The following is an 18,790-nucleotide window of genomic DNA, read 5'->3' on the forward strand; positions in this document are numbered from 1 at the left end:
AGGGGGTTGCCACCCCAAAGGCGGCCCACTAATGATTCGTGCGCGTCGGCGCCCGATGACGCGGTGCTAGGGGGTCTCGCGGCCGCTCGTGTGCTTGACCGGCGTGGTCGGCGGCGGGCCGGGGCGACGGCTGACGGGACGCACGGGCTCGCCGCGCCGGTCCTGTCCGGGGACCGGCCGCGAGCGGCGGCCGTAGATGAGCTCGGACGAGTCGAGCAGCCACGGCACGAGGGCGAGCGTCACGCCGTGCACCAAGAGCAGCTTCTGGCGGATCCGCCGGGCCTTGTGGTTGTGCAGCAGCGTCTCCCACCAGTGGCCGACGATGTAGACGGGCGTGTAGACCGTGATGATCTCGCTGCCGTGCTCCGCGCGACGCGACTTCAGGTACTTGATGAGCGGGAAGCTGATGTCGCGGTACGGCGAGGCGACGATGCGCAGCGGCATCTCGATCTCCATCTCGACCCACTGCCGCTCGAGGAGCCTGGTCGCCTCGTCGTCGACGGACACGTGCACCGCCTCGATGCTGTCGTGGTTCGCGGCGATGGCGTAGTCGAGGGCCTTGAGCACGGGCTTCTGCATCCGGCCGACGAGCACGACCGCGTGGTCGCCCGTGGAGCCGAAGACCGTGACGGGGTCGACCTCGATCTCCTTCTCCACGTCGCGGTAGTAGCGGTTGACGCCGAGCATGAGGAGGAACAGCACCGGCATGATCGCGAAGACGAGCCAGGCGCCGTGCGTGAACTTCGTGATGGTCACGACGATGAGGACGAGCGCCGTGAGCAGGGCGCCGAACGCGTTGATGGCGAGCCCGCGGATCACCTCGCCGCGGTTCGCGCAGCCCTCGCGGAGCATGCGGGTCCAGTGCACGACCATGCCCGTCTGCCCGAGGGTGAACGAGACGAAGACGCCGATGATGTACAGCTGGATGAGCTGCGTGAGGTTGGCCTGGTAGACGACGAGGATCAGCGTCGCGCCGAGCGCCAGCAGCAGCATGCCGTTGCTGTAGACGAGGCGGTCGCCACGCGTGAGCAGCGACTTGGGCGCGTACGCGTCCTTCGCGAGCACGGAGCCGAGCAGCGGGAAGCCGTTGAACGCGGTGTTGGCGGCCAGCAGCAGCACGGCCGCCGTCGTGGCCTGCAGCAGGTAGAACATGATGCTGCCGTCGCCGAACGTGGCCCCCGCCACCTGCGCCATGAGGCTCTTCTGCGGCTCGGTGGCGCACTCGGCCCAGCCGATGAGGTCGCACGGGTGCTCGCCGTAGTGCACGCGCGCGATGAGCGCGAGCGTGGTGAGGCCCACGAACAGGACGATGGCGGTGCCGCCCATGATCACGAGCGTGGCCTGCGCGTTCTTGACCTTGGGGGTGCGGAACGCCGGCACGCCGTTGGAGATGGCCTCGACGCCCGTGAGCGCCGAGCAGCCGCTCGAGAACGCGCGCAGCAGCAGCAGGATGAACGCCACCTGCGACAGGCTCGGCGTGTCCACCGTGTAGGCCGCGGACTCGGCGACGGGCGGGTCGCCGAGCGCGGTGCGGGCGAGGCCCACCACGATCATGAGGCCGACGCTGCCGATGAAGAGGTACGTCGGCACGGCGAAGGCCTTGCTCGACTCGCGCACGCCGCGGAGGTTCACGGCCGCGAGGAGCGCGACGAAGAAGACCGCGATCTCGACGCGGAACGGCGCGATCTCCGGGACCGCGCTGATGATGTTGTCGACGCCGGACGCCACGGACACGGCCACGGTGAGGATGTAGTCCACGAGGAGGGCCGACGCGACGACGAGCCCGGCCTTCTCGCCGAGGTTCCGGTGGGCGACCTCGTAGTCGCCGCCGCCGGACGGGTAGGCCTTAATGAGCTGGCGGTAGCTGAGCACCACGACGACCAGCAGGATCACGACGCAGGCCGCGACCCACGGCGCGAAGCTGAGGAACGCGAGCCCGCCGAGCGTGAGGATGAGGAGCAGCTCCTGCGGCGCGTAGGCCACCGAGCTGAGCGGGTCGCTCGCGAAGATGGGGAGCGCCAGGTGCTTGGGGAGCAGCTGGCCCTCGAGCTTGTCGCTGGCGAGCTTCTCGCCGATGAGCAGCCGCTTGGCGGGACTGCTCTCGGGAGCCTGGGGGTCCGGAGTCACGAGCGGCCACGATACCCTGCGGCGCGCCGGGGACGCGACGGTCCCGGGAGCGGGCCGAGAGGCCGCTGGATCCGCGTCGCCCCGCGGACTACCCGACGGTCGCGACGGGTCCCGTGGGCACGGTCCCGGCGGGGTCCGCGGGGGTCCCGTCCCGGTCGCGACGGCGGCGCGCCCGCACCGGCGCGGGCAGGTCGAACAGGGGCAGCGTGCGCTGCACGATCGGACCGATCAGCAGGGCGAAGGCGAGCGTGCCGAATCCCACGTTCCCGCCGAGGGCCCAGCCGACGACGAGCACGGCCAGCTCGATCCCGACGCGCACGCGCCAGACCGGCCAGCCGGTGCGGCGGTGGATCCCCGTCATCAGCCCGTCGCGCGGGCCGGGCCCGAAGTGCGCGCCGATGTAGAGGCCCGTCGCGAGGCCGAGCAGCACGAGGCCGGCGGCGAAGAGCGGGATGCGGATCGCGAGGGCGTCGACGGCGGGGACGACCGCGAGCGCGAACTGCGCGCTGTACCCCACGAAGACCACGTTGAGGACGGTGCCCCAGCCGGGCCGCTGCCGGATGGGGATCCAGAGGAGCAGCACGAGCGCGCCGATGATGTTCGTCACGACGCCGAACGGCAGGCCGGTGCGGAGCGTGACGCCCTGGGAGAGGACGTCCCAGGGGGAGACGCCGATGCCGGCCTGGAGCATCATCCCGATGGCGAAGCCGTAGAGGAAGATGCCGACGGCGAACTGGACTGAGCGACGGAGCATGAGGGAGATCCAATCGTCCCGGGGGTTGTGGGACAAGAGGCCAATCGACAGGCTGTGGCCTCATGACCCTCGCTGGATCCGCGCCCTCCGCCGTCCTCGGCCCCGCCGCCCTCACGACGCTGCTGGGCGAGTGGACCCGACCGGTCACGCCCGCCTACGCGGCGCTCGCCGACGGGATCCGCCGCCTCGTGCTCGACGGCCGCGTCCCCGTCGGCGCGCGCCTGCCCGCCGAGCGGGAGCTCGCCGCGGCGCTCGGCCTCAGCCGCACGACGGTCGCGGCCGCCTACGCGGCGCTGCGGGGGACCGGCCACCTCGCGAGCCGGCGCGGCTCGGGGAGCGTGACGCGGATCCCGTCACGCGAGCGCGACGCGGGGGAGGCGGGCGTCGAGGTGGCCGACATGAGCCGCGCGGCCGTGCCCGCCGCCCCCGCCCTCGCCGACGCCGTGATGCGCGCGGCCGCCCGGCTCCCGGCCCACCTCGACGGCCACGGCTACGACGTCGAGGGGATCCCGGAGCTGCGCGAGGCGGTCGCCGCCCGCTACCGCGCACGCGGGCTGCCGACCGAGCCCGAGGACGTGATGATCACGGTCGGCGCGCAGCACGCCATCGGCCTCCTCGCCTCCGTGCTCGTGCACCGCGGCGACCGCGCGCTCGTGGAGCAGCCGAGCTACCCGCACGCGATCCAGGCCCTGCGCGACGCGGGCGCCCGGCTCGTCGGGGTGGGCGTCGGCGCGGACGGCTGGGACGAGGACGTGCTGGAGCAGGGCATCCGCCGCACCCGTCCCGCCCTCGCCTACCTCATGCCCGACTTCCACAACCCGACCGGCCGCACGATGCCCGAGGCCCAGCGCGCGCGGGTCGTCGCGCTCGCCGAGGCGCACGGCGTCACGGTGGTGGCGGACGAGACCACGGCCGAGCTCGACGTCGACCGGCCGGAGGCGCATCCGCCGCTCGCCGTGCACGGGTCGCCCGGCGCCGTCGTGCTGGTGGGGTCGGTGGGCAAGACGGTGTGGGGCGGGCTCCGGGTGGGGTGGATCCGCGCCGGCCGGCCGCTCCTCCGCGAGCTCGCCCGCGCGCGCTCCGCCCGCGACCTCGGCACGCCGGTGCTCGAGCAGCTCGTGGTCGCCGAGGTGCTGGGCGGGATGGACGGGATCCTCGCCGAGCGCCGCGCGCGCCTCCGCGAGACCAGGGACCACGTGGAGGCCGAGCTCGCGCGGCGGTTCCCCGGCTGGGAGGTGCCGCACGTGGACGGCGGGCTGGCTGTCTGGGTCGGGATCGGCGCGCCCGTGAGCACGGAGCTGGCGCTCGCCGCCCGGGCGCGCGGCCTGTCGATCACGGGCGGGAGCCGGTTCGGGCACGACGGCGCGTTCGAGCGGTTCCTCCGGATCCCGATCACGGCGCCGCCCGCCGCGACCGACCGCGCGCTCGACATCCTCGAGGACGCGTGGCGCGGGCTGGCGCCGGCGGCGGGGCTCGAGCACGACGTGGAGGACCGCTCGATCCTGGTGTGAGGCGGCGGCCCGCACGGGCGCCCGGCCGCCCGGCCGCCGGCCTGGGGACGCCCCCGACGTGGGGCGCCCGGCGACGGGTAGCGTGCGGGGATCCGCGCGACCTCCGGCGAGCGGCATGCGTCCCGATGTCCCGTGTCGACGGGTGCCGCTCCGGCGGAGCGTCGCGAGCCGCCCGATCCTGGAGGAAGAACACCATGCGCATCCGCCCGCGATCCACCCCCGCCCCGACCCCGTCGGCCGCCGCCGGCCGCTCCCGTCACGCGTTCGCCGCGCTGGCGCTCGCCGGGGGCCTCGCCGCCGCCGGTCTGGCGGTGCCGTCGTCCGCGTCCGCCGCGTCCGCCGCGTCCGCCGCCGCGTCGACCGGCGCGTCCGTCGTCGTCCCCGCGTCCGTCGACCGGGACGCCGCCGCCGCGCACTGGACGGCCGACGCCCGTGCCGCCGCCCTCGCCGCCGACGCGCCCTCGGTCGCCGGATCGGCCTCGGCGTCCGCGTCCGCAACCCTCTCCACGTCCGACGACGCGGGCGCCGCGGGCTCCGCGCCGGTCCCGCACCCCGACCAACCGTTCGTGGGCGTCCTCTTCTACGTGTCGGGCGGGCGCAACCACGCGTGCACCGCCAGCGTCGTCGACACCCCGGACGGCGACGCGATCGCGACCGCCGCCCACTGCCTCGTCGACCGGCGCACGGGCGCGGCGACCACCTTGGCCACCTTCATCCCCGGAGCACAGGGCGCCACCGCTCCCCACGGCATCTGGCCCGTGCGCGTCGCGGCCGTCTCCTCCTCGTGGGCGACGACGGGCCGCGCGTCGGACGACGCCGGGTTCGCGCGCGTGAGCGGCCCCGCGGGCGTCGTGCTCGCGGCCCAGGTGGGCGCCGCCGAGCCCGTCTTCGGATCGCCCCTCGTGCCGGCGACCGGCCAGGCGCCGCGCCTCGCGATCCTCGGCTACCCGACCGCCGGATCCACCACGGCGACGCTCGAGGCGTGCGCCGGCCGCCCGCAGCACGACACCGGCGGACAGACCTCCCTGCCGTGCGCGCTCGGGAAGGGCGCGGCCGGATCCCCGGTGATCACGGCGGCCGGCGACCAGCTCTCCGTCGTCGCGCGCCCCTCCGCGGGCCGCGGCGTGCTCCTCGCGACGTGGGGCGCCGAGGCGCAGCGCGCCTTCTCCTCCCTCCAGGGGCGGTAGCCGATCCCCGGGCGGCGGTCCGCCGTAGCCGCCGAGCGCCGGTCTCGGACCGCTGCCTGGGGAATCCCCTTCGTGCACGAACGGGTTGGGTCGGCGCGAGCATACTGAAGCCGTGACCATCGACCTGCCTCCCATCAGCCGCTCCTACATCAGCCGCCCGTATCCGCTCGGGGCGACCGTCGTCGCCCGCGACGGGGGACTGCCCAGCGGCCTCAACGTCGCCGTGTACTCCGAGACCGCGGAGGCCGTCGAGGTCTGCGTCTTCGACGAGTCCGGCGCCGAGACCCGCACGCGCCTCTCCGAGCGCACCGGCCACGTGTTCCACGGCCTCGTCGAGGGCGCCGGCATCGGCACCCGCTACGGCCTCCGCGTGCACGGCGAGTGGGATCCGGCCCGCGGCCTCCGCCACAACCCCGCCAAGCTCCTGCTCGACCCGTACGCCATCGCCATCGAGGGCCACCCCACGTGGGGCGAGGACGTCTTCGCGCACACCTTCGACGACCCGAACGCCATCAACGACGCCGACTCCGCCGCCTCCATGCCCCGCTCCGTCGTCGCGGACCGCCGCTTCGACTGGGAGGACGACGAGGCGCCCCGCACGCCGCTCGACGAGACCGTCGTCTACGAGGTGCACGTGAAGGGCTTCACCGAGAAGCTCGAGTCGGTGCCCGAGGAGATCCGCGGCACGTACGCGGGCCTCGCGCACCCGTCGGCCATCGAGTACCTCACCGACCTCGGCGTCACCAGCGTCGAGCTCCTGCCGGTGCACCACTTCATGCAGGACTCGCACCTCGAGGAGAAGGGCCTCCGCAACTACTGGGGCTACAACTCCATCGGCTTCCTCGCGCCGTACTCCGACTACAGCTCCGCGGGCGACGGCGGCCAGCAGGTCGCCGAGTTCAAGGAGATGGTCAAGGCCCTGCACGCCGCCGGCCTCGAGGTCATCCTCGACGTGGTCTACAACCACACCGCCGAGGGCAACCACATGGGCCCGTCGCTGTCGCTCAAGGGCATCGACAACGCCTCCTACTACCGGCTCGTGGAGGGCGACGAGGCGTCGTACTTCGACACCACCGGCACCGGCAACAGCCTCAACGTCGGGCACCCGGCGGCGCTCGCGCTGATCATGGACTCGCTCCGCTACTGGGTCACCGAGATGCACGTCGACGGCTTCCGCTTCGACCTCGCCACGACGCTCACGCGCCAGGACGGCGACGCCGAGCTGCACAGCGCGTTCCTCACCCTCATCCACCAGGACCCGGTGCTCGCGCCCGTGAAGATGATCGCGGAGCCGTGGGACACCGCCGGCTACCAGGTCGGCGGCTTCCCCGCGGACTGGTCGGAGTGGAACGGGAAGTTCCGCGACGACGTGCGCGACTTCTGGCACAGCGGGCAGAACGTGCTCGGCGCGCTCGCCCAGCGGATCACCGGCAGCCCCGACGTGTACGAGTCCGGCCGCCGCTCGCCGCTGTGCAGCGTGAACTTCATCACGGCGCACGACGGCTTCACGCTCGCCGACCTCACGTCCTACGACGAGAAGCACAACGACGCCAACGGCGAGGACAACAACGACGGCGAGAGCGACAACCGCTCCTCCAACGCCGGCGTGGAGGGCGCGACCGACGACGCCGAGGTGAACGCGATCCGCGACCGCCAGCGCCGCAACATGCTCGGCACGCTCCTGCTCTCCTCGGGCGTCCCGATGGTGCTCGGCGGCGACGAGATCGCCCGCACGCAGGGCGGCAACAACAACGCCTACTGCCAGGACAACGAGATCTCCTGGTTCGACTGGGAGAACGCGGACCGCGAGCTGCAGGACTTCACGCGGAAGCTGATCCGCCTGCGCCGCGGCAACCGGGCGCTGCGTCCCATCTGGTTCCGCGGCGACGACGTCGAGGGCGCCGAGGAGGCCGTGCGCTTCATCCGCGCCGACGGCCAGACGCTGAACCCGGAGGACTGGGAGGACCCGAACGCCTTCAGCATCGGCGTGATCATGAAGGGCAAGGACAGCGACGCGTTCTTCGTCGCGTTCAACGCGGCCGAGGGCCCCGTCGAGTTCCAGCTGCCCGAGGGGCTCGGCGTCTCGTGGCACCTCGCCATCTCGTCCGACTCCGAGCAGAACACGGACGAGGACGCGACCAGCATCCTCGTGCGCGACCGCTCCTTCACCGTGCTGCGGGCCGCGCGCTCCTAGCCGCGCCGCCCGTCGCACGGGCCGACCGACGACGCGCCCCCGGGGAACCGGGGGCGCGTCGTCGTGCGCGGACGGTGCGCCGACCGGGCGCGCGTCCGGGACCGCCGCGCGACGGGCGTACCGTGGACTGCCCCGTTTCCTCTCCCGGGGAGAACGGATGGCCGCGTGCCCGCATCACCCGCCCCGCGGCCGCCGTCGACCCGGACGCTCGACCTCGAGGCGGCGATGCGCGCGAGCGTCGGCCTCCTCGTGCCGCTCGTGGTGCTCCTCGCGATCGACCGGCTCGACCTCGCGCTCTACGCGTCGTTCGGCGCGTTCACCGGGCTGTACGGCCGCAACGAGCGGTACCGGCTGCGGCTCGCGAGCGTCGGCGCGGGGGCCGCGATGATGCTCGTCGCCATCGCCACGGGCGTGCTCCTGTCGCTCGCCGACGCGCCGCTCGCGCTCGAGGCGGCGGGACTCGTCGTCGTGCTCGGCGGGGCGTCGCTCGTGTCGACGGCGATGAGCCTGGTGCCGCCGCATCCGCTGTTCCCCGTGTTCGGGCTGGTCGTGTGCGCCGCCGTGCCGGTGGATCCGGCGCAGGCGCGCGACGCGCTCGTGACGGCCGTGGCCGCGATCGCGTTCTCCGCGGGCGTCTGCATGTCCGGCTGGCTGCTCCGCCGCTGGGCGCCCGACGCGCACGCCCACCGCTTCCGCGCGCTGCCGCGGATCCCCGTGCGCGACGCCGCCGTGCACCGCGACCCCGCCGCCTGGACCGCCGTGGCCGCCAACGTCGTCGGCGCGCTCGTCGCGGGCGGGATCGCCGTGGCGCTCGGGCTCGGGCACCACTACTGGGCGGTCGTGACCCTGGTGGCGGTGCTCCCGGTGGTGCGCGGGCCGCTGTCGTTCGCGCGCGTGGCGCACCGGGTGCTGGGGACGCTGGCCGGGTCGGTGGTGGCCGCGGGGATCCTCGCGCTGCACCTCCCGGCGCCGGCCGTGATCGCGGTGGCGGTGGCCTGCCAGTTCGCGGCCGAGCTCGCGGTGGGGCGGCACTACGGGCTGGCGCTCGTCTTCATCACGCCGCTCGCGCTCGTGATGGGCGGCCTCGGCCGGACGCTCCCGGTGCTGCCGCTCGTGGCGGACCGGGTGGTCGACACGGTCGTGGGTGCCGCCGTCGGCGTGGTCGTGATCCTGGTGCTGCGGGCGCTCGCCGCCCGGCGTCAGCGGCGGGCGGCGGGAGCGGTGTAGCGGCGGAGGATGCAGACGACCGCCCCGGCCAGCGCGAGCGCGGCGACCGCGCCGGCGACGACGGCCCGGCGGACGAGGGCCTCGTGCTCGGGCGAGGTCGGCGATCCGAGGTCCGGTGCAGGCAGCTCGTCCACCAGGACCGCGCCCTGGAGGAGGGCGACGAGGGCCGTGGGCGCCGCGACCGCGAAGGCGACGAGGCAGAGGATCGCCCCCGCGACCAGCAGGCGATCGCGGAGGCGACGCGGGCGGGAGGATGCGGCGGGCACGGCGCGACGGGCCTAGGGGAGGACCGTGGTGCTCCAGCCGTAGAGCCGGCCGTTCGCGCCGAAGACGTTCCAGCCGCCGGCGCAGGTGACGGTGGCCGGGTCGATCGTCGGCGGCCACCAGGTGTCCTCGATGGTCGACATCTGCAGGTCGGTGCAGCCGCCGGGCGCGGGCGCGGCCTGCCCGGTCTGGACGGCGACGATGGTGCCGACCTTCGCCTCGGACTTGGTGCGCATGAGGGTGCCGTCGGCCGGGATCCACGAGGGCAGGGCCCCGCCGAGCGCGGTCTGGGCGTCGGCGGTGGTGGCGTAGATCTCGGTGGTGGGCGCGTCGAACTGCGCGCTGGCCCCGCATCCGGACAGGAGCGCCGCGCTCGCGACGGCGGCCAGGACGGTGAGGGTCGGTCGATGCATCCCCCTAGTGTGCCTGGTCAGCGGCGACGGCGGATGCGGATGGGCCCCTTGGCCGTGGAGGGATCGACGACGGACCCCTTCTGGGTGATCTCGACCTCGCCCGCGTCCACCAGGCGGCGGGCCGCGCGGCGGGCCGGCTCCATCAGGTCGCGCCAGTCGTCGGGCGACTCCGCGCGCGCGGCCTCCGAGGGGCAGATGGTGGCGCCGCCGGCGCGGTGCGCGAGCAGGTCGAGGATCCGCCGCTCCAGCCGCTCGTCGACGTCGGAGACCCCGCGGCGACGGCACGCGTCGCTGCAGTAGCGCACCTCGTCCCAGTCGCGCTCCCACTTCCTGCGCCACTCGATCGTGCGACCGCACGAGGCGCAGGTCTTCGGCGCCGGGACCGCGTCCCGCTTCGTCGATGCCCGATGCGCCATCCCCCCAGCATGCTCCGCGCGACGGGGGATCGGCTGGGCCGGACGCCCCGCGTTCGAAAACCCGTCGCGAACGGGGGATCTCCCCGTCGCGGGTGCGATACTCCAGGGGACGGGGCGGGTTCCCGGTGCGGGCGGTCAGCGGCTCGAGCGACCGCCGCACCCGCGGCCCGCATCGCACAAGGAGCACCCCCTGCATCTCCTCTCCGTCTTCAGCCTCCGCAACCGCGCGCTGATCGCGCTCGTCACCATCGTCATCGGGGTCTTCGGCGGCATCGCGCTGACGACGCTCAAGCAGGAGCTCATCCCGTCGGTGTCGTTCCCGCAGCTCGCGGTCGTCACGGCGTACCCGGGTGCGTCGCCCGCGGTCGTGGACACCGACGTGTCGACGCCCATCGAGCGTGCGATTCAAGCGGTGCCGGGCCTCGAGTCCTCCACCGCGACCTCGCGCACCGACTCGTCCGTCATCTCGGCGTCGTTCACCTACGGCACCGACCTCGCGACGGCCGAGCAGAAGATCGACCAGGCCATCAACCGGATCCGCACGACGCTGCCGGACGGGATCGACCCGGTGGTCATCGCGGGCAGCATCGACGACCTCCCGGTGATCCAGATCGCCGTGACGAGCGACCTCAGCCCGCAGGACCTCACGGCGGCGCTCGAGCGCTCGACCCTGTCGGACATCCGCAAGCTCGAGGGCGTCCGCGACGCGAGCCTCCTCGGCACGGTCGGCCAGCGCGTGGTCATCACGCCGGACCCCGCGAAGGTGCAGGCCGCCGGCCTCACGAACCAGGCCATCCGCGACGCGCTCGACGCCAACGGGAAGCTCCTGCCCGCGGGCTCCGTGACGGAGGACGGCACCACGCTGTCGGTCCAGTCCGGCGCGCGCCTCGCCTCCACCCAGGACCTGTCGTCCCTGCCGCTGCTCGGCGCGGCGAGCGGCCGCGAGCTCACGGTCGGCGACGTCGCCACGGTCGAGCTCGGCCAGGATCCGACCACCGGCATCTCGCGCGTGGACGGCCAGCCGTCGCTCACCATCGCCGTCACGAAGACGCCCGCGGGCAACACGGTCGACGTCTCGCACCTGGTCACCGAGCTCCTGCCGCAACTCGCGGACGACCTGGGGAGCAACACGGAGTTCACGGTCGTGTTCGACCAGGCGCCCTTCATCGAGCAGTCGATCTCGAGCCTCACCACGGAGGGCCTGCTCGGCCTCGTGTTCGCGGTGCTCGTGATCCTCGTGTTCCTGCTGTCGATCCGGTCGACCATCGTCACCGCGATCTCCATCCCGGCGTCGGTGCTCATCACCTTCATCGGCATGCTCGCGTCGGGCTACACGCTCAACATCATCACGCTCGGCGCGCTGACGATCGCGGTCGGGCGCGTGGTGGACGACTCGATCGTGGTGATCGAGAACATCAAGCGGCACCTCTCCTTCACGCCCGACCGGCTCGACGCGATCCGCGCGGCCGTGCGCGAGGTCGCGGGCGCGGTCACGGCGTCCACCGCCACGACCGTCGCGGTGTTCCTGCCGATCGCGCTCGTGGGCGACATCACGGGCGAGCTGTTCCGGCCGTTCGCTCTCACGGTGACGATCGCGCTCGCCGCGTCGCTGTTCGTCGCGCTGACGATCGTGCCCGTGCTCGCGTACTGGTTCCTGCGGCCCGAGGGGGAGTCGCGCCGGGCGCGCCGGAAGGCCGCCGCTGCCGCCGCATCCGCCCCGGCCGCGGAGGGCGCCGTCCGCACGGGCGCGCACGCCGCCGTCGCCGGCCCCGTGGACGACCGCGAGCTCGCCGACCGGCCGGCCCGCGGATCCCACGCCGCGCACGACGAGGGCGAGGGGATGGGGAAGCCCACGCGCCTCCAGCGCGGCTACCTGCCCATCCTCGCCTGGACCCTCAAGCACTCCGCGGTGACGCTCGTGCTCGCGATCCTCGTGCTCGGCGGGACGGTCGCGCTCATCCCGAGCATGAAGACCAACTTCCTCGGCGACAGCGGGCAGAACACCCTCACGGTCTCGCAGGAGCTGCCGAGCGACACGAGCCTCGAGGCGCAGGACACCGCGGCCACGAAGGTCGAGCAGGCGCTCATCGGCGTCTCCGGCGTCGACACCGTGCAGACCTCGATCGGCTCGGACAGCACCTCGCTCACCGCGGCCTTCGGGGGCGGTGGCGGCATCACGTTCGCGCTCACGACCGACGCGGACGCCGACCAGGACGCGATCCGCGAGCGCGTGCGCACCGCGGTCGACGGCCTCACCGACGTGGGCGACGTGTCGCTCGCGGCCGCGTCCGGCGGGTTCTCGTCGAGCGACATCGCGGTGGAGATCACGGCGAACGACGGCGACGACCTCAAGGCCTCGGCCGACGCGGTCCTCGCCGCTGTGAAGGACCTGCCGTCCATCGAGCAGGCCACGAGCAACCTGTCGGAGACGCAGCCGTACATCGCCGTGAACGTGGACCGGGCCAAGGCCGCGGCCGCCGGGCTCAGCGAGCAGGCCGTGGGCGGCATCGTGACCGCGAGCCGGCTGCCGGCCGCGGTCGGCCAGGTCGTCATCGACGAGAAGACGCTCTCCATCTACATCCAGGACCCGGACGCCGCGCAGAGCCTGCAGGGGCTGCGCGACTTCCGGATCCCGACCGCCCGCGGCCTCGTGCCGCTCAGCGACCTCGCGACCGTCGAGGTCACCGACGGCCCCGCCAGCGTCACGACCACCGGCGGCTTCCGCAGCGCGACCGTGAGCGCGACGCCCGGCAGCGACGACGTGGGCTTCGCCTCGTCCGAGGTGTCGCGGGCGATCGCCGACGTGCAGCTGCCGGCCGGCGCGCAGGCGTCCCTCGGCGGCGTCGCGTCGCAGCAGTCGGACGCGTTCGGGCAGCTCGGGCTCGCGGTGCTGGCGGCGATCCTGATCGTCTACATCATCATGGTCGCGACGTTCCGGAGCCTCGTGCAGCCGCTCGTGCTGCTCGTCTCGGTGCCGTTCGCGGCGACCGGCGCGGTGCTGCTGCAGGTGGTGACGGGGATCCCGCTGGGCGTCGCGTCGATCATCGGCCTGCTGATGCTCGTGGGCATCGTGGTGACCAACGCGATCGTGCTCATCGACCTCGTGAACCAGTACCGGACGCGCGGGCTCGAGCTCCGGGAGGCGATCCTGCAGGGGGCGTCGCGGAGGCTCCGGCCCATCCTCATGACGGCGCTCGCGACGATCTTCGCGCTGCTGCCGCTCGCGATCGGGCTCACCGGGCACGGCGGGTTCATCTCGCAGCCGCTCGCGATCGTCGTGATCGGCGGCCTGCTGTCGTCGACCGTGCTGACGCTGCTCGTGCTGCCGTCGCTGTACTCGCTCGTGGAGCGGGCGGGGCTGCGGATCCGGGCGCGCGGCGAGCGGCGTCGGGCCGAGCGCGGGCTGCCGGTCGGCGGATCCGCGGCGCCGGCTGCCTCCGACGCGACGAGCTGATCCGGAGGCGACGACCCCGCCCGGGGGCGCCTGCAGCGGGAGGCGGGGCGCGCCCGGGCGGGGCTGTGCCCTGGTGCAGGGTGGCCTGATCGGGTAGTGTCGTCCAGTCGGCTCTTGACACCGCTACCGGACCATCCATCCGGGCGGATGGATTTGTCAGTCAGGTGGGCCGGTTTCCCCCTCTCGTTCCGCAGAGGGGTACGTCACGCGATGACACGGCCCCCGGTCGACGACTGCCCGGGTTGAGAGCAGCTCTGCGCACCCTGATCCTGTAGCGCGCTGCTTCGCACATGCGCATTGTCATGCATCCGAGCAGAACGAGGAATCCCTCATGACCTACAACAACGACTCCCCGCGCGGCGCCAAGCGCGCCCCGGCGGGATCCCGCAGCCCGAACCACCGCGGCTACAACTCCGATCCCGCGCCCAAGAAGCAGCGCTGGAACGCCGACGAGCGCGCGCAGCGCTCCGGCCAGGACGACCGTCCCCAGCGCGGCGGCGCCGCCCGCCCCGCGCGCGGCGGCGACCGCCCCAACTGGGAGCCCCGCGCCGAGCGTCCCGCGGGTCGCGGCGAGCGTCCCGCGTACGGCGACCGCCCCAACCGCGCCGGCCAGCGCCCCGAGCGCGGCGACGCCCGCCCGCAGCGCGGCGAGCGCCCCTCGTACGGCGGCGGGAACGACCGCGGCCAGCGCAGCGAGCGCCCCTCGTACGGCGCCGAGCGCGGCCAGCGCTCCGAGCGTCCGTCCTACGGCAACTCGCGTCCCGACCGTGGCGGCGAGCGCTCCGAGCGTCCCGCCTACAGCGACCGCGCGCCGCGCAACGAGCGTCCGTCGTACGGGAACGACCGGCCGCAGCGATCCGAGCGTCCGTCGTACACCGACCGGAACGCCCGCACGGAGCGTCCGTCGTACAACGGCCGGAACGCCCGCACGGAGCGACCCGCGTACAACGACCGTCCGGCTCGTTCGGAGCGTCCCGCGTACAACGACCGCGCCGAGCGTCCCTCCTACGGCGACCGCGCCCAGCGCAGCGAGCGTCCGTCGTACGACGACCGCCCCGCCCGCACCGAGCGTCCGTCCTACAACGACTCCCGCCCGGCTCGCACCGAGCGTCCCTCCTACAACGACCGCCCGGCTCGCACGGAGCGCCCCTCCTACGGCGACCGCGCCGAGCGATCCGAACGTCCGTCGTACAACGACCGTCCGGCCCGCACGGAGCGCCCGTCCTACGGCGACCGCCCCCAGCGGAGCGAGCGCCCGTCCTACGACGACGCCCGCCCCAAGCGCGACAGCGACTTCTACCCGAGCAAGGAGGGCGCCCCGCGTCACGCGCCGTCCGAGGACGTCGTGCTCGAGCGCCTCGAGGCCCAGGCCACGACGGCCAAGGACGTCGACGGCGTGACCTTCGCGGCGCTCGGCCTCGGCCAGAACATCGTCCGCGTGCTCGAGGAGCTGGGCGCGTCCAGCCCGTTCCCGATCCAGGCCGCCACGATCCCCGACGTGCTCGAGGGTCGCGACGTGCTCGGCCGCGGCCGCACGGGATCCGGCAAGACCATCGCGTTCGGCGCGCCCCTCGTGGAGCGCCTGCTCGAGAACGACGGCGCGAAGAACCGCAAGATGGGCCGCAAGCCCCGCGCGCTGATCCTCGCCCCGACGCGCGAGCTCGCCATGCAGATCGACCGCACGGTGCAGCCCATCGCCCGCTCGGTGGGCCTGTTCACCACCACGATCTTCGGCGGCGTGCCGCAGTTCAAGCAGGTGGGTGCGCTGCAGCGCGGCGTCGACATCCTCATCGCGACCCCCGGCCGCCTCGAGGACCTCATCGACCAGGGCCGCCTCGACCTCTCCGAGATCGTCGTCACCGTCCTCGACGAGGCCGACCACATGTGCGACCTCGGCTTCCTCGAGCCCGTGCAGCGGATCCTCCGCCAGGTGAAGAAGGGCGGCCAGCGGCTGCTCTTCTCCGCCACGCTCGACAAGGGCGTCGCGACGCTCGTCAACGAGTTCCTGCCGTCGCCGAGCGTCCACGAGGTCGCGGGCGAGGACCAGGCGTCGTCGACCATCGACCACCGCGTGCTCCTCATCGAGCAGCGCGACAAGGCCGCGATCATCGAGCAGCTCAGCTCGGGCGAGGGCAAGACGCTGATCTTCGCCCGCACCCGCGCGTTCGCCGAGCAGCTCGCCGACCAGCTCGAGGACGCCGGCATCCCGGCCACGTCGCTGCACGGCGACCTCAACCAGGCGCGCCGCACGCGCAACCTGCAGCTCCTCACGAGCGGCAAGGTCCGCGTGCTCGTCGCGACCGACGTCGCCGCCCGCGGCATCCACGTGGACGACATCGGGCTGGTCATCCAGGCCGACGCGCCGGACGAGTACAAGAGCTACCTCCACCGCGCCGGCCGCACGGGCCGCGCGGGCAAGCAGGGCACCGTCGTGACGCTGATCACGAAGGCCCGCCGCCGTCGCATGGACGACCTGCTGGGTCGCGCCGAGATCAAGGCGACGACGGTCATGGCCGCCGCCGGGGACCGCGTCATCGCGGACCTCGCGCGCGTCTAGCGCCCACGCACGACCACGACGGCCGTCCCACCCCTCGCGGGTGGGGCGGCCGTCGTCGTGGGTGCGCGCTCCGGCGGTCTGGCATCCTCGATGCCGTGCCCGACCGGATCCGCCTGCTCACGCCCTACGACGCCCCCGCGCTCTCCCAGCTGCGCCTGCGCAGCCGCGCGTTCCTCGCGCCGTGGGAGCCGATCCGGCAGCCGGACCACGACACCCCCGCCGGGCAGCGCGCCGACCTCGAGGCGGCTCTCGCGCAGCACACGCGCGGGCAGGGCGTGCCGCTCGCGATCCTGGACGACGACGGAGCGGTGGCCGGCCGGATCAGCCTGAACACGATCGTGCGCGGCGCGTTCGAGTCGTGCGCGATCGGGTACTGGCTGGCGGCGGACCGCACCGGCCGCGGGCTCGCGACCGAGGCGGTGCGCGCCGCCGTCGCGCTCGCGTTCGGAGAGCTCGGGCTGCATCGCGTGGAGGCCGGCACGCTCGTGCACAACGCCGCGTCGCAGGCCGTGCTCGCCCGCTGCGGCTTCACGCGCTACGGCCTCGCGCCGCGCTACCTCCGCATCGCGGGGGAGTGGCAGGACCACGTGCTGTTCCAGCGGCTGGCGGACGACCCGCAGGCCTGATCCGGGTCAGCGGCTCAGCGCGACCCGCCGTACGCCGCCGGCACCAGGTCCATGCGCGCGTCGCCGCTCTCGACGAGCGCGAGCACCGCGTCGGCGACCGTCTCGGGGGTGTCGAAGGTCGCGCCCGCCGTCATGGCCTCCGCCTCGGCGCGGCCCGCGCGGATCGAGGCCATGAACTCGGTCTCGGTGGCGAACGGGATGAGCGTCGAGACCACGACGCCCGTGCCCGCGAGCTCCGCGCGCGCGATGGCCGACAGGCGCTCCAGCGCGACCTTCGACGCGACGTAGCCGCCCGTGCCCGGCACGTCGGCGAACGTGGTGCCGGAGCTGACGTTGACGATCGCGCCGGCGCCCTGCGCGCGCATGGCGGGCAGCACCGCCTGCATCGCGGCGAGGGGTGCCACGAGGTTGAGCTCGAGGACGGCGCGGAGGTCGTCGAGCGCGAGGTCCTCGATCGACGACTGGAGGCCCTGGCCCGCGTTGTTCACGAGCACGTCGACGCGGCCGAATGCGTCGAGGGCGGCGCGGGCGAGCGCGTCCACCTGGGCGCGGTCCGTGACGTCGCAACGCACCGCGATCGCCCCGCCGCCGATCTCGGCCGCCAGGTCCCGGATCCGCTCCTCCCGCCGGGCCGCGAGCACGACCCGCGCACCGGCACGGGCGGCAGCGCGCGCCGTGGCGGCACCGATCCCCGACGACGCTCCCGTGATGACGACGACCGCGTCCTGGATCCGCATGGCTCCTCCTCCTGCGACCGCGACGCGGTCTGCGGGAGATGACGATACTCCCGAGTAGCGGAATGACGCGACGGGCCTATCCTGGTCGGGATGGACACGCCGGACGCCGCACCCCGACCCCGCGTCGGCCGTCCCGTCGACCGCTCGGGCGACGCCGCGATCCTCGCCGCCGCCCTCGACCTCGTCGCCGAGCGCGACTACGAGCGCACGACCCTCGACGAGGTCGCCGCGCGCACCGGCCGCGCGAAGACGACGATCTACCGGCGCTGGGCGACGAAGGAGGACCTCGTGCTCGCCGCCCTCCGCGCGGCCGGCCCGCCGCCCGAGGCCGCGCTCCTGCCCGACACCGGGTCGCTCCGCGGCGACCTGCTCGCCGTGGTCGACTCGCCGTGGCTCGGCGGATCCGCCCGGCGGCTCGCGGTCTTCGCGGGGCTCGCGCCTGCGCTGCGCGGCTCGGCGCGGATGGCGGCGGTGATCCGCGCGGAGGTCACCGACCCGTACGCCGACGCGTACCGGCGGATCCTCCGGCGCGCCGTCGACCGCGGCGAGGTGCCGACCGAGGCCGCCGCGCGCGTCGACCTGCTGGCCGAGGTGATCCCGGCGATGAGCACGCACCGGCTGGTGGCGGCCGGCGCCCCAGTGCGCCGCGAGCTCTTCGTGCGGGTGGTCGACGACGTGGTGCTGCCCGCGCTCGGTCTCGAGTAGCCGGCGCCGGATACCCTCGACCGCATGCAGATCCGCCCCGCCACGGACGCCGACTGGCCCCTGATCCACCCCTTCTACCGGGCCATCGTCGACGCCGGCCGCACCTACGCGCTGCCCGCCGGGCAGTCGCTCGAGGAGGCGCGGCCGCACTGGATGGCCGCGGCGCCGTGGCGCACCTTCGTGGCGGTGGACGACGACGGCGCGGTCCTCGGATCCGCCAAGGCCGGCCCGAACCGGCCGGGCCGCGGCGCGCATGTCGCCACCGGGTCGTTCCTCGTGGATCCCGCGCACGGCGGCCGCGGCGTCGGACGGGCGCTCGGCGAGCACGTGATCGCGTGGGCGCGCGCGGAGGGCTATCGCGCGATCCAGTTCAACGCGGTGGTCGACACGAACCGCGCCGCCGTGCACCTGTGGGAGTCGCTCGGCTTCCGGATCGTCGGCACCGTCCCGGAGGCGTTCGACCATGCGGAGGACGGGCTCGTCGGCCTGCACGTGATGCACCTGCCGCTCGACTGATCCGGCGACGCCCTGGGTGCCCGCCCATGTGCACATGTCAGAACATGCGCTACGTTGGAGGGACCGCAGCATCCGCCCCTCGCCCTCCCTCGCCGGAGAGGA

15 protein-coding genes are annotated in these 18,790 nt (G+C 74.0%); 9 read left to right on the forward strand and 6 right to left on the reverse strand.

All coding sequences use genetic code 11. The features are described from left to right. Positions 1–66: 66 nt before the first annotated feature. Both FGG90_RS15015 and yczE read right to left on the reverse strand, forming a co-directional pair. Positions 67–2,127: an APC family permease gene (locus tag FGG90_RS15015; RefSeq protein ID WP_094126265.1), complete on the reverse strand. Its 2,061-nt coding sequence runs from the start codon at positions 2,125–2,127 to the stop codon at positions 67–69. 88 nt (positions 2,128–2,215) lie between these two features. Continuing rightward, positions 2,216–2,881, reverse strand: coding sequence for a membrane protein YczE (yczE, locus tag FGG90_RS15020; protein WP_094126264.1), 666 nt, complete (start codon positions 2,879–2,881; stop codon positions 2,216–2,218). A 62-nt stretch (positions 2,882–2,943) separates the two neighbouring features. On the opposite strand from yczE, the gene yczR reads away from it, so the two are divergent. The 4 genes from yczR (at position 2,944) to FGG90_RS15040 (ending at position 9,000) form a co-directional block, all read left to right on the forward strand. Then, positions 2,944–4,392 (forward strand): MocR-like transcription factor YczR, encoded by a 1,449-nt coding sequence (gene yczR / locus FGG90_RS15025; protein ID WP_094126263.1) that lies wholly within the window; start codon positions 2,944–2,946, stop codon positions 4,390–4,392. Between the two features lie 194 nt (positions 4,393–4,586). Then, a complete protein-coding gene (locus FGG90_RS15030) occupies positions 4,587–5,579 on the forward strand; it encodes a trypsin-like serine peptidase (RefSeq protein ID WP_094126262.1) in 993 nt (330 codons plus the stop codon). 112 nt (positions 5,580–5,691) lie between these two features. Then, the gene (gene glgX, locus FGG90_RS15035; RefSeq protein ID WP_094126261.1) at positions 5,692–7,773 is read left to right on the forward strand and encodes a glycogen debranching protein GlgX; all 2,082 of its coding nucleotides are present in this window, start codon (positions 5,692–5,694) and stop codon (positions 7,771–7,773) included. A 165-nt stretch (positions 7,774–7,938) separates the two neighbouring features. Then, positions 7,939–9,000: an FUSC family protein gene (locus FGG90_RS15040; protein ID WP_094126260.1), complete on the forward strand. Its 1,062-nt coding sequence runs from the start codon at positions 7,939–7,941 to the stop codon at positions 8,998–9,000. Here FGG90_RS15040 and FGG90_RS15045 read toward each other — a convergent pair. The 3 genes from FGG90_RS15045 to FGG90_RS15055 are packed head-to-tail and all read right to left on the reverse strand — an operon-like array spanning position 8,973 to position 10,093. Next, entirely contained in the window at positions 8,973–9,266 is a 294-nt protein-coding gene (locus tag FGG90_RS15045) for a hypothetical protein (protein WP_094126259.1), read from the reverse strand. The two genes, FGG90_RS15040 and FGG90_RS15045, sit on opposite strands and share 28 nt — an antisense overlap. Before the next feature lie 12 nt (positions 9,267–9,278). Continuing rightward, on the reverse strand, positions 9,279–9,677 hold the full coding sequence (locus FGG90_RS15050; protein WP_094126258.1) for a hypothetical protein: 399 nt from the start codon (positions 9,675–9,677) through the stop codon (positions 9,279–9,281). A gap of 17 nt (positions 9,678–9,694) precedes the next feature. Beyond that, positions 9,695–10,093: a DUF2256 and DUF3253 domain-containing protein gene (locus tag FGG90_RS15055; RefSeq protein WP_094131182.1), complete on the reverse strand. Its 399-nt coding sequence runs from the start codon at positions 10,091–10,093 to the stop codon at positions 9,695–9,697. Positions 10,094–10,283: 190 nt separating this feature from the next. Between FGG90_RS15055 and FGG90_RS15060 the strand changes: the two genes are divergently transcribed. From FGG90_RS15060 to FGG90_RS15070, 3 genes are all read left to right on the forward strand, one after another. Next, complete coding sequence (locus tag FGG90_RS15060; RefSeq protein ID WP_237583585.1) at positions 10,284–13,547, forward strand: efflux RND transporter permease subunit; 3,264 nt, start codon at positions 10,284–10,286, stop codon at positions 13,545–13,547. A gap of 331 nt (positions 13,548–13,878) precedes the next feature. Continuing rightward, entirely contained in the window at positions 13,879–16,104 is a 2,226-nt protein-coding gene (locus tag FGG90_RS15065) for a DEAD/DEAH box helicase (RefSeq protein WP_094126257.1), read from the forward strand. A gap of 95 nt (positions 16,105–16,199) precedes the next feature. Beyond that, complete coding sequence (locus FGG90_RS15070) at positions 16,200–16,730, forward strand: GNAT family N-acetyltransferase (protein ID WP_165771346.1); 531 nt, start codon at positions 16,200–16,202, stop codon at positions 16,728–16,730. Between the two features lie 14 nt (positions 16,731–16,744). Here the strand turns inward: FGG90_RS15070 and FGG90_RS15075 are convergent, their stop codons facing one another. Next, on the reverse strand, positions 16,745–17,467 hold the full coding sequence (locus tag FGG90_RS15075) for an SDR family oxidoreductase (RefSeq protein WP_094126256.1): 723 nt from the start codon (positions 17,465–17,467) through the stop codon (positions 16,745–16,747). A 90-nt stretch (positions 17,468–17,557) separates the two neighbouring features. Between FGG90_RS15075 and FGG90_RS15080 the strand changes: the two genes are divergently transcribed. Together FGG90_RS15080 and FGG90_RS15085 are read left to right on the forward strand one after the other, a co-directional pair. Beyond that, positions 17,558–18,172: a TetR/AcrR family transcriptional regulator gene (locus FGG90_RS15080; protein WP_094126255.1), complete on the forward strand. Its 615-nt coding sequence runs from the start codon at positions 17,558–17,560 to the stop codon at positions 18,170–18,172. A 24-nt stretch (positions 18,173–18,196) separates the two neighbouring features. After that, positions 18,197–18,688 (forward strand): GNAT family N-acetyltransferase, encoded by a 492-nt coding sequence (locus FGG90_RS15085; protein ID WP_094126254.1) that lies wholly within the window; start codon positions 18,197–18,199, stop codon positions 18,686–18,688. Positions 18,689–18,790: the final 102 nt, after the last annotated feature.

Origin of the sequence: Clavibacter michiganensis subsp. tessellarius (assembly GCF_021922985.1) — a bacterium.
GTDB lineage: Bacteria > Actinomycetota > Actinomycetes > Actinomycetales > Microbacteriaceae > Clavibacter > Clavibacter tessellarius.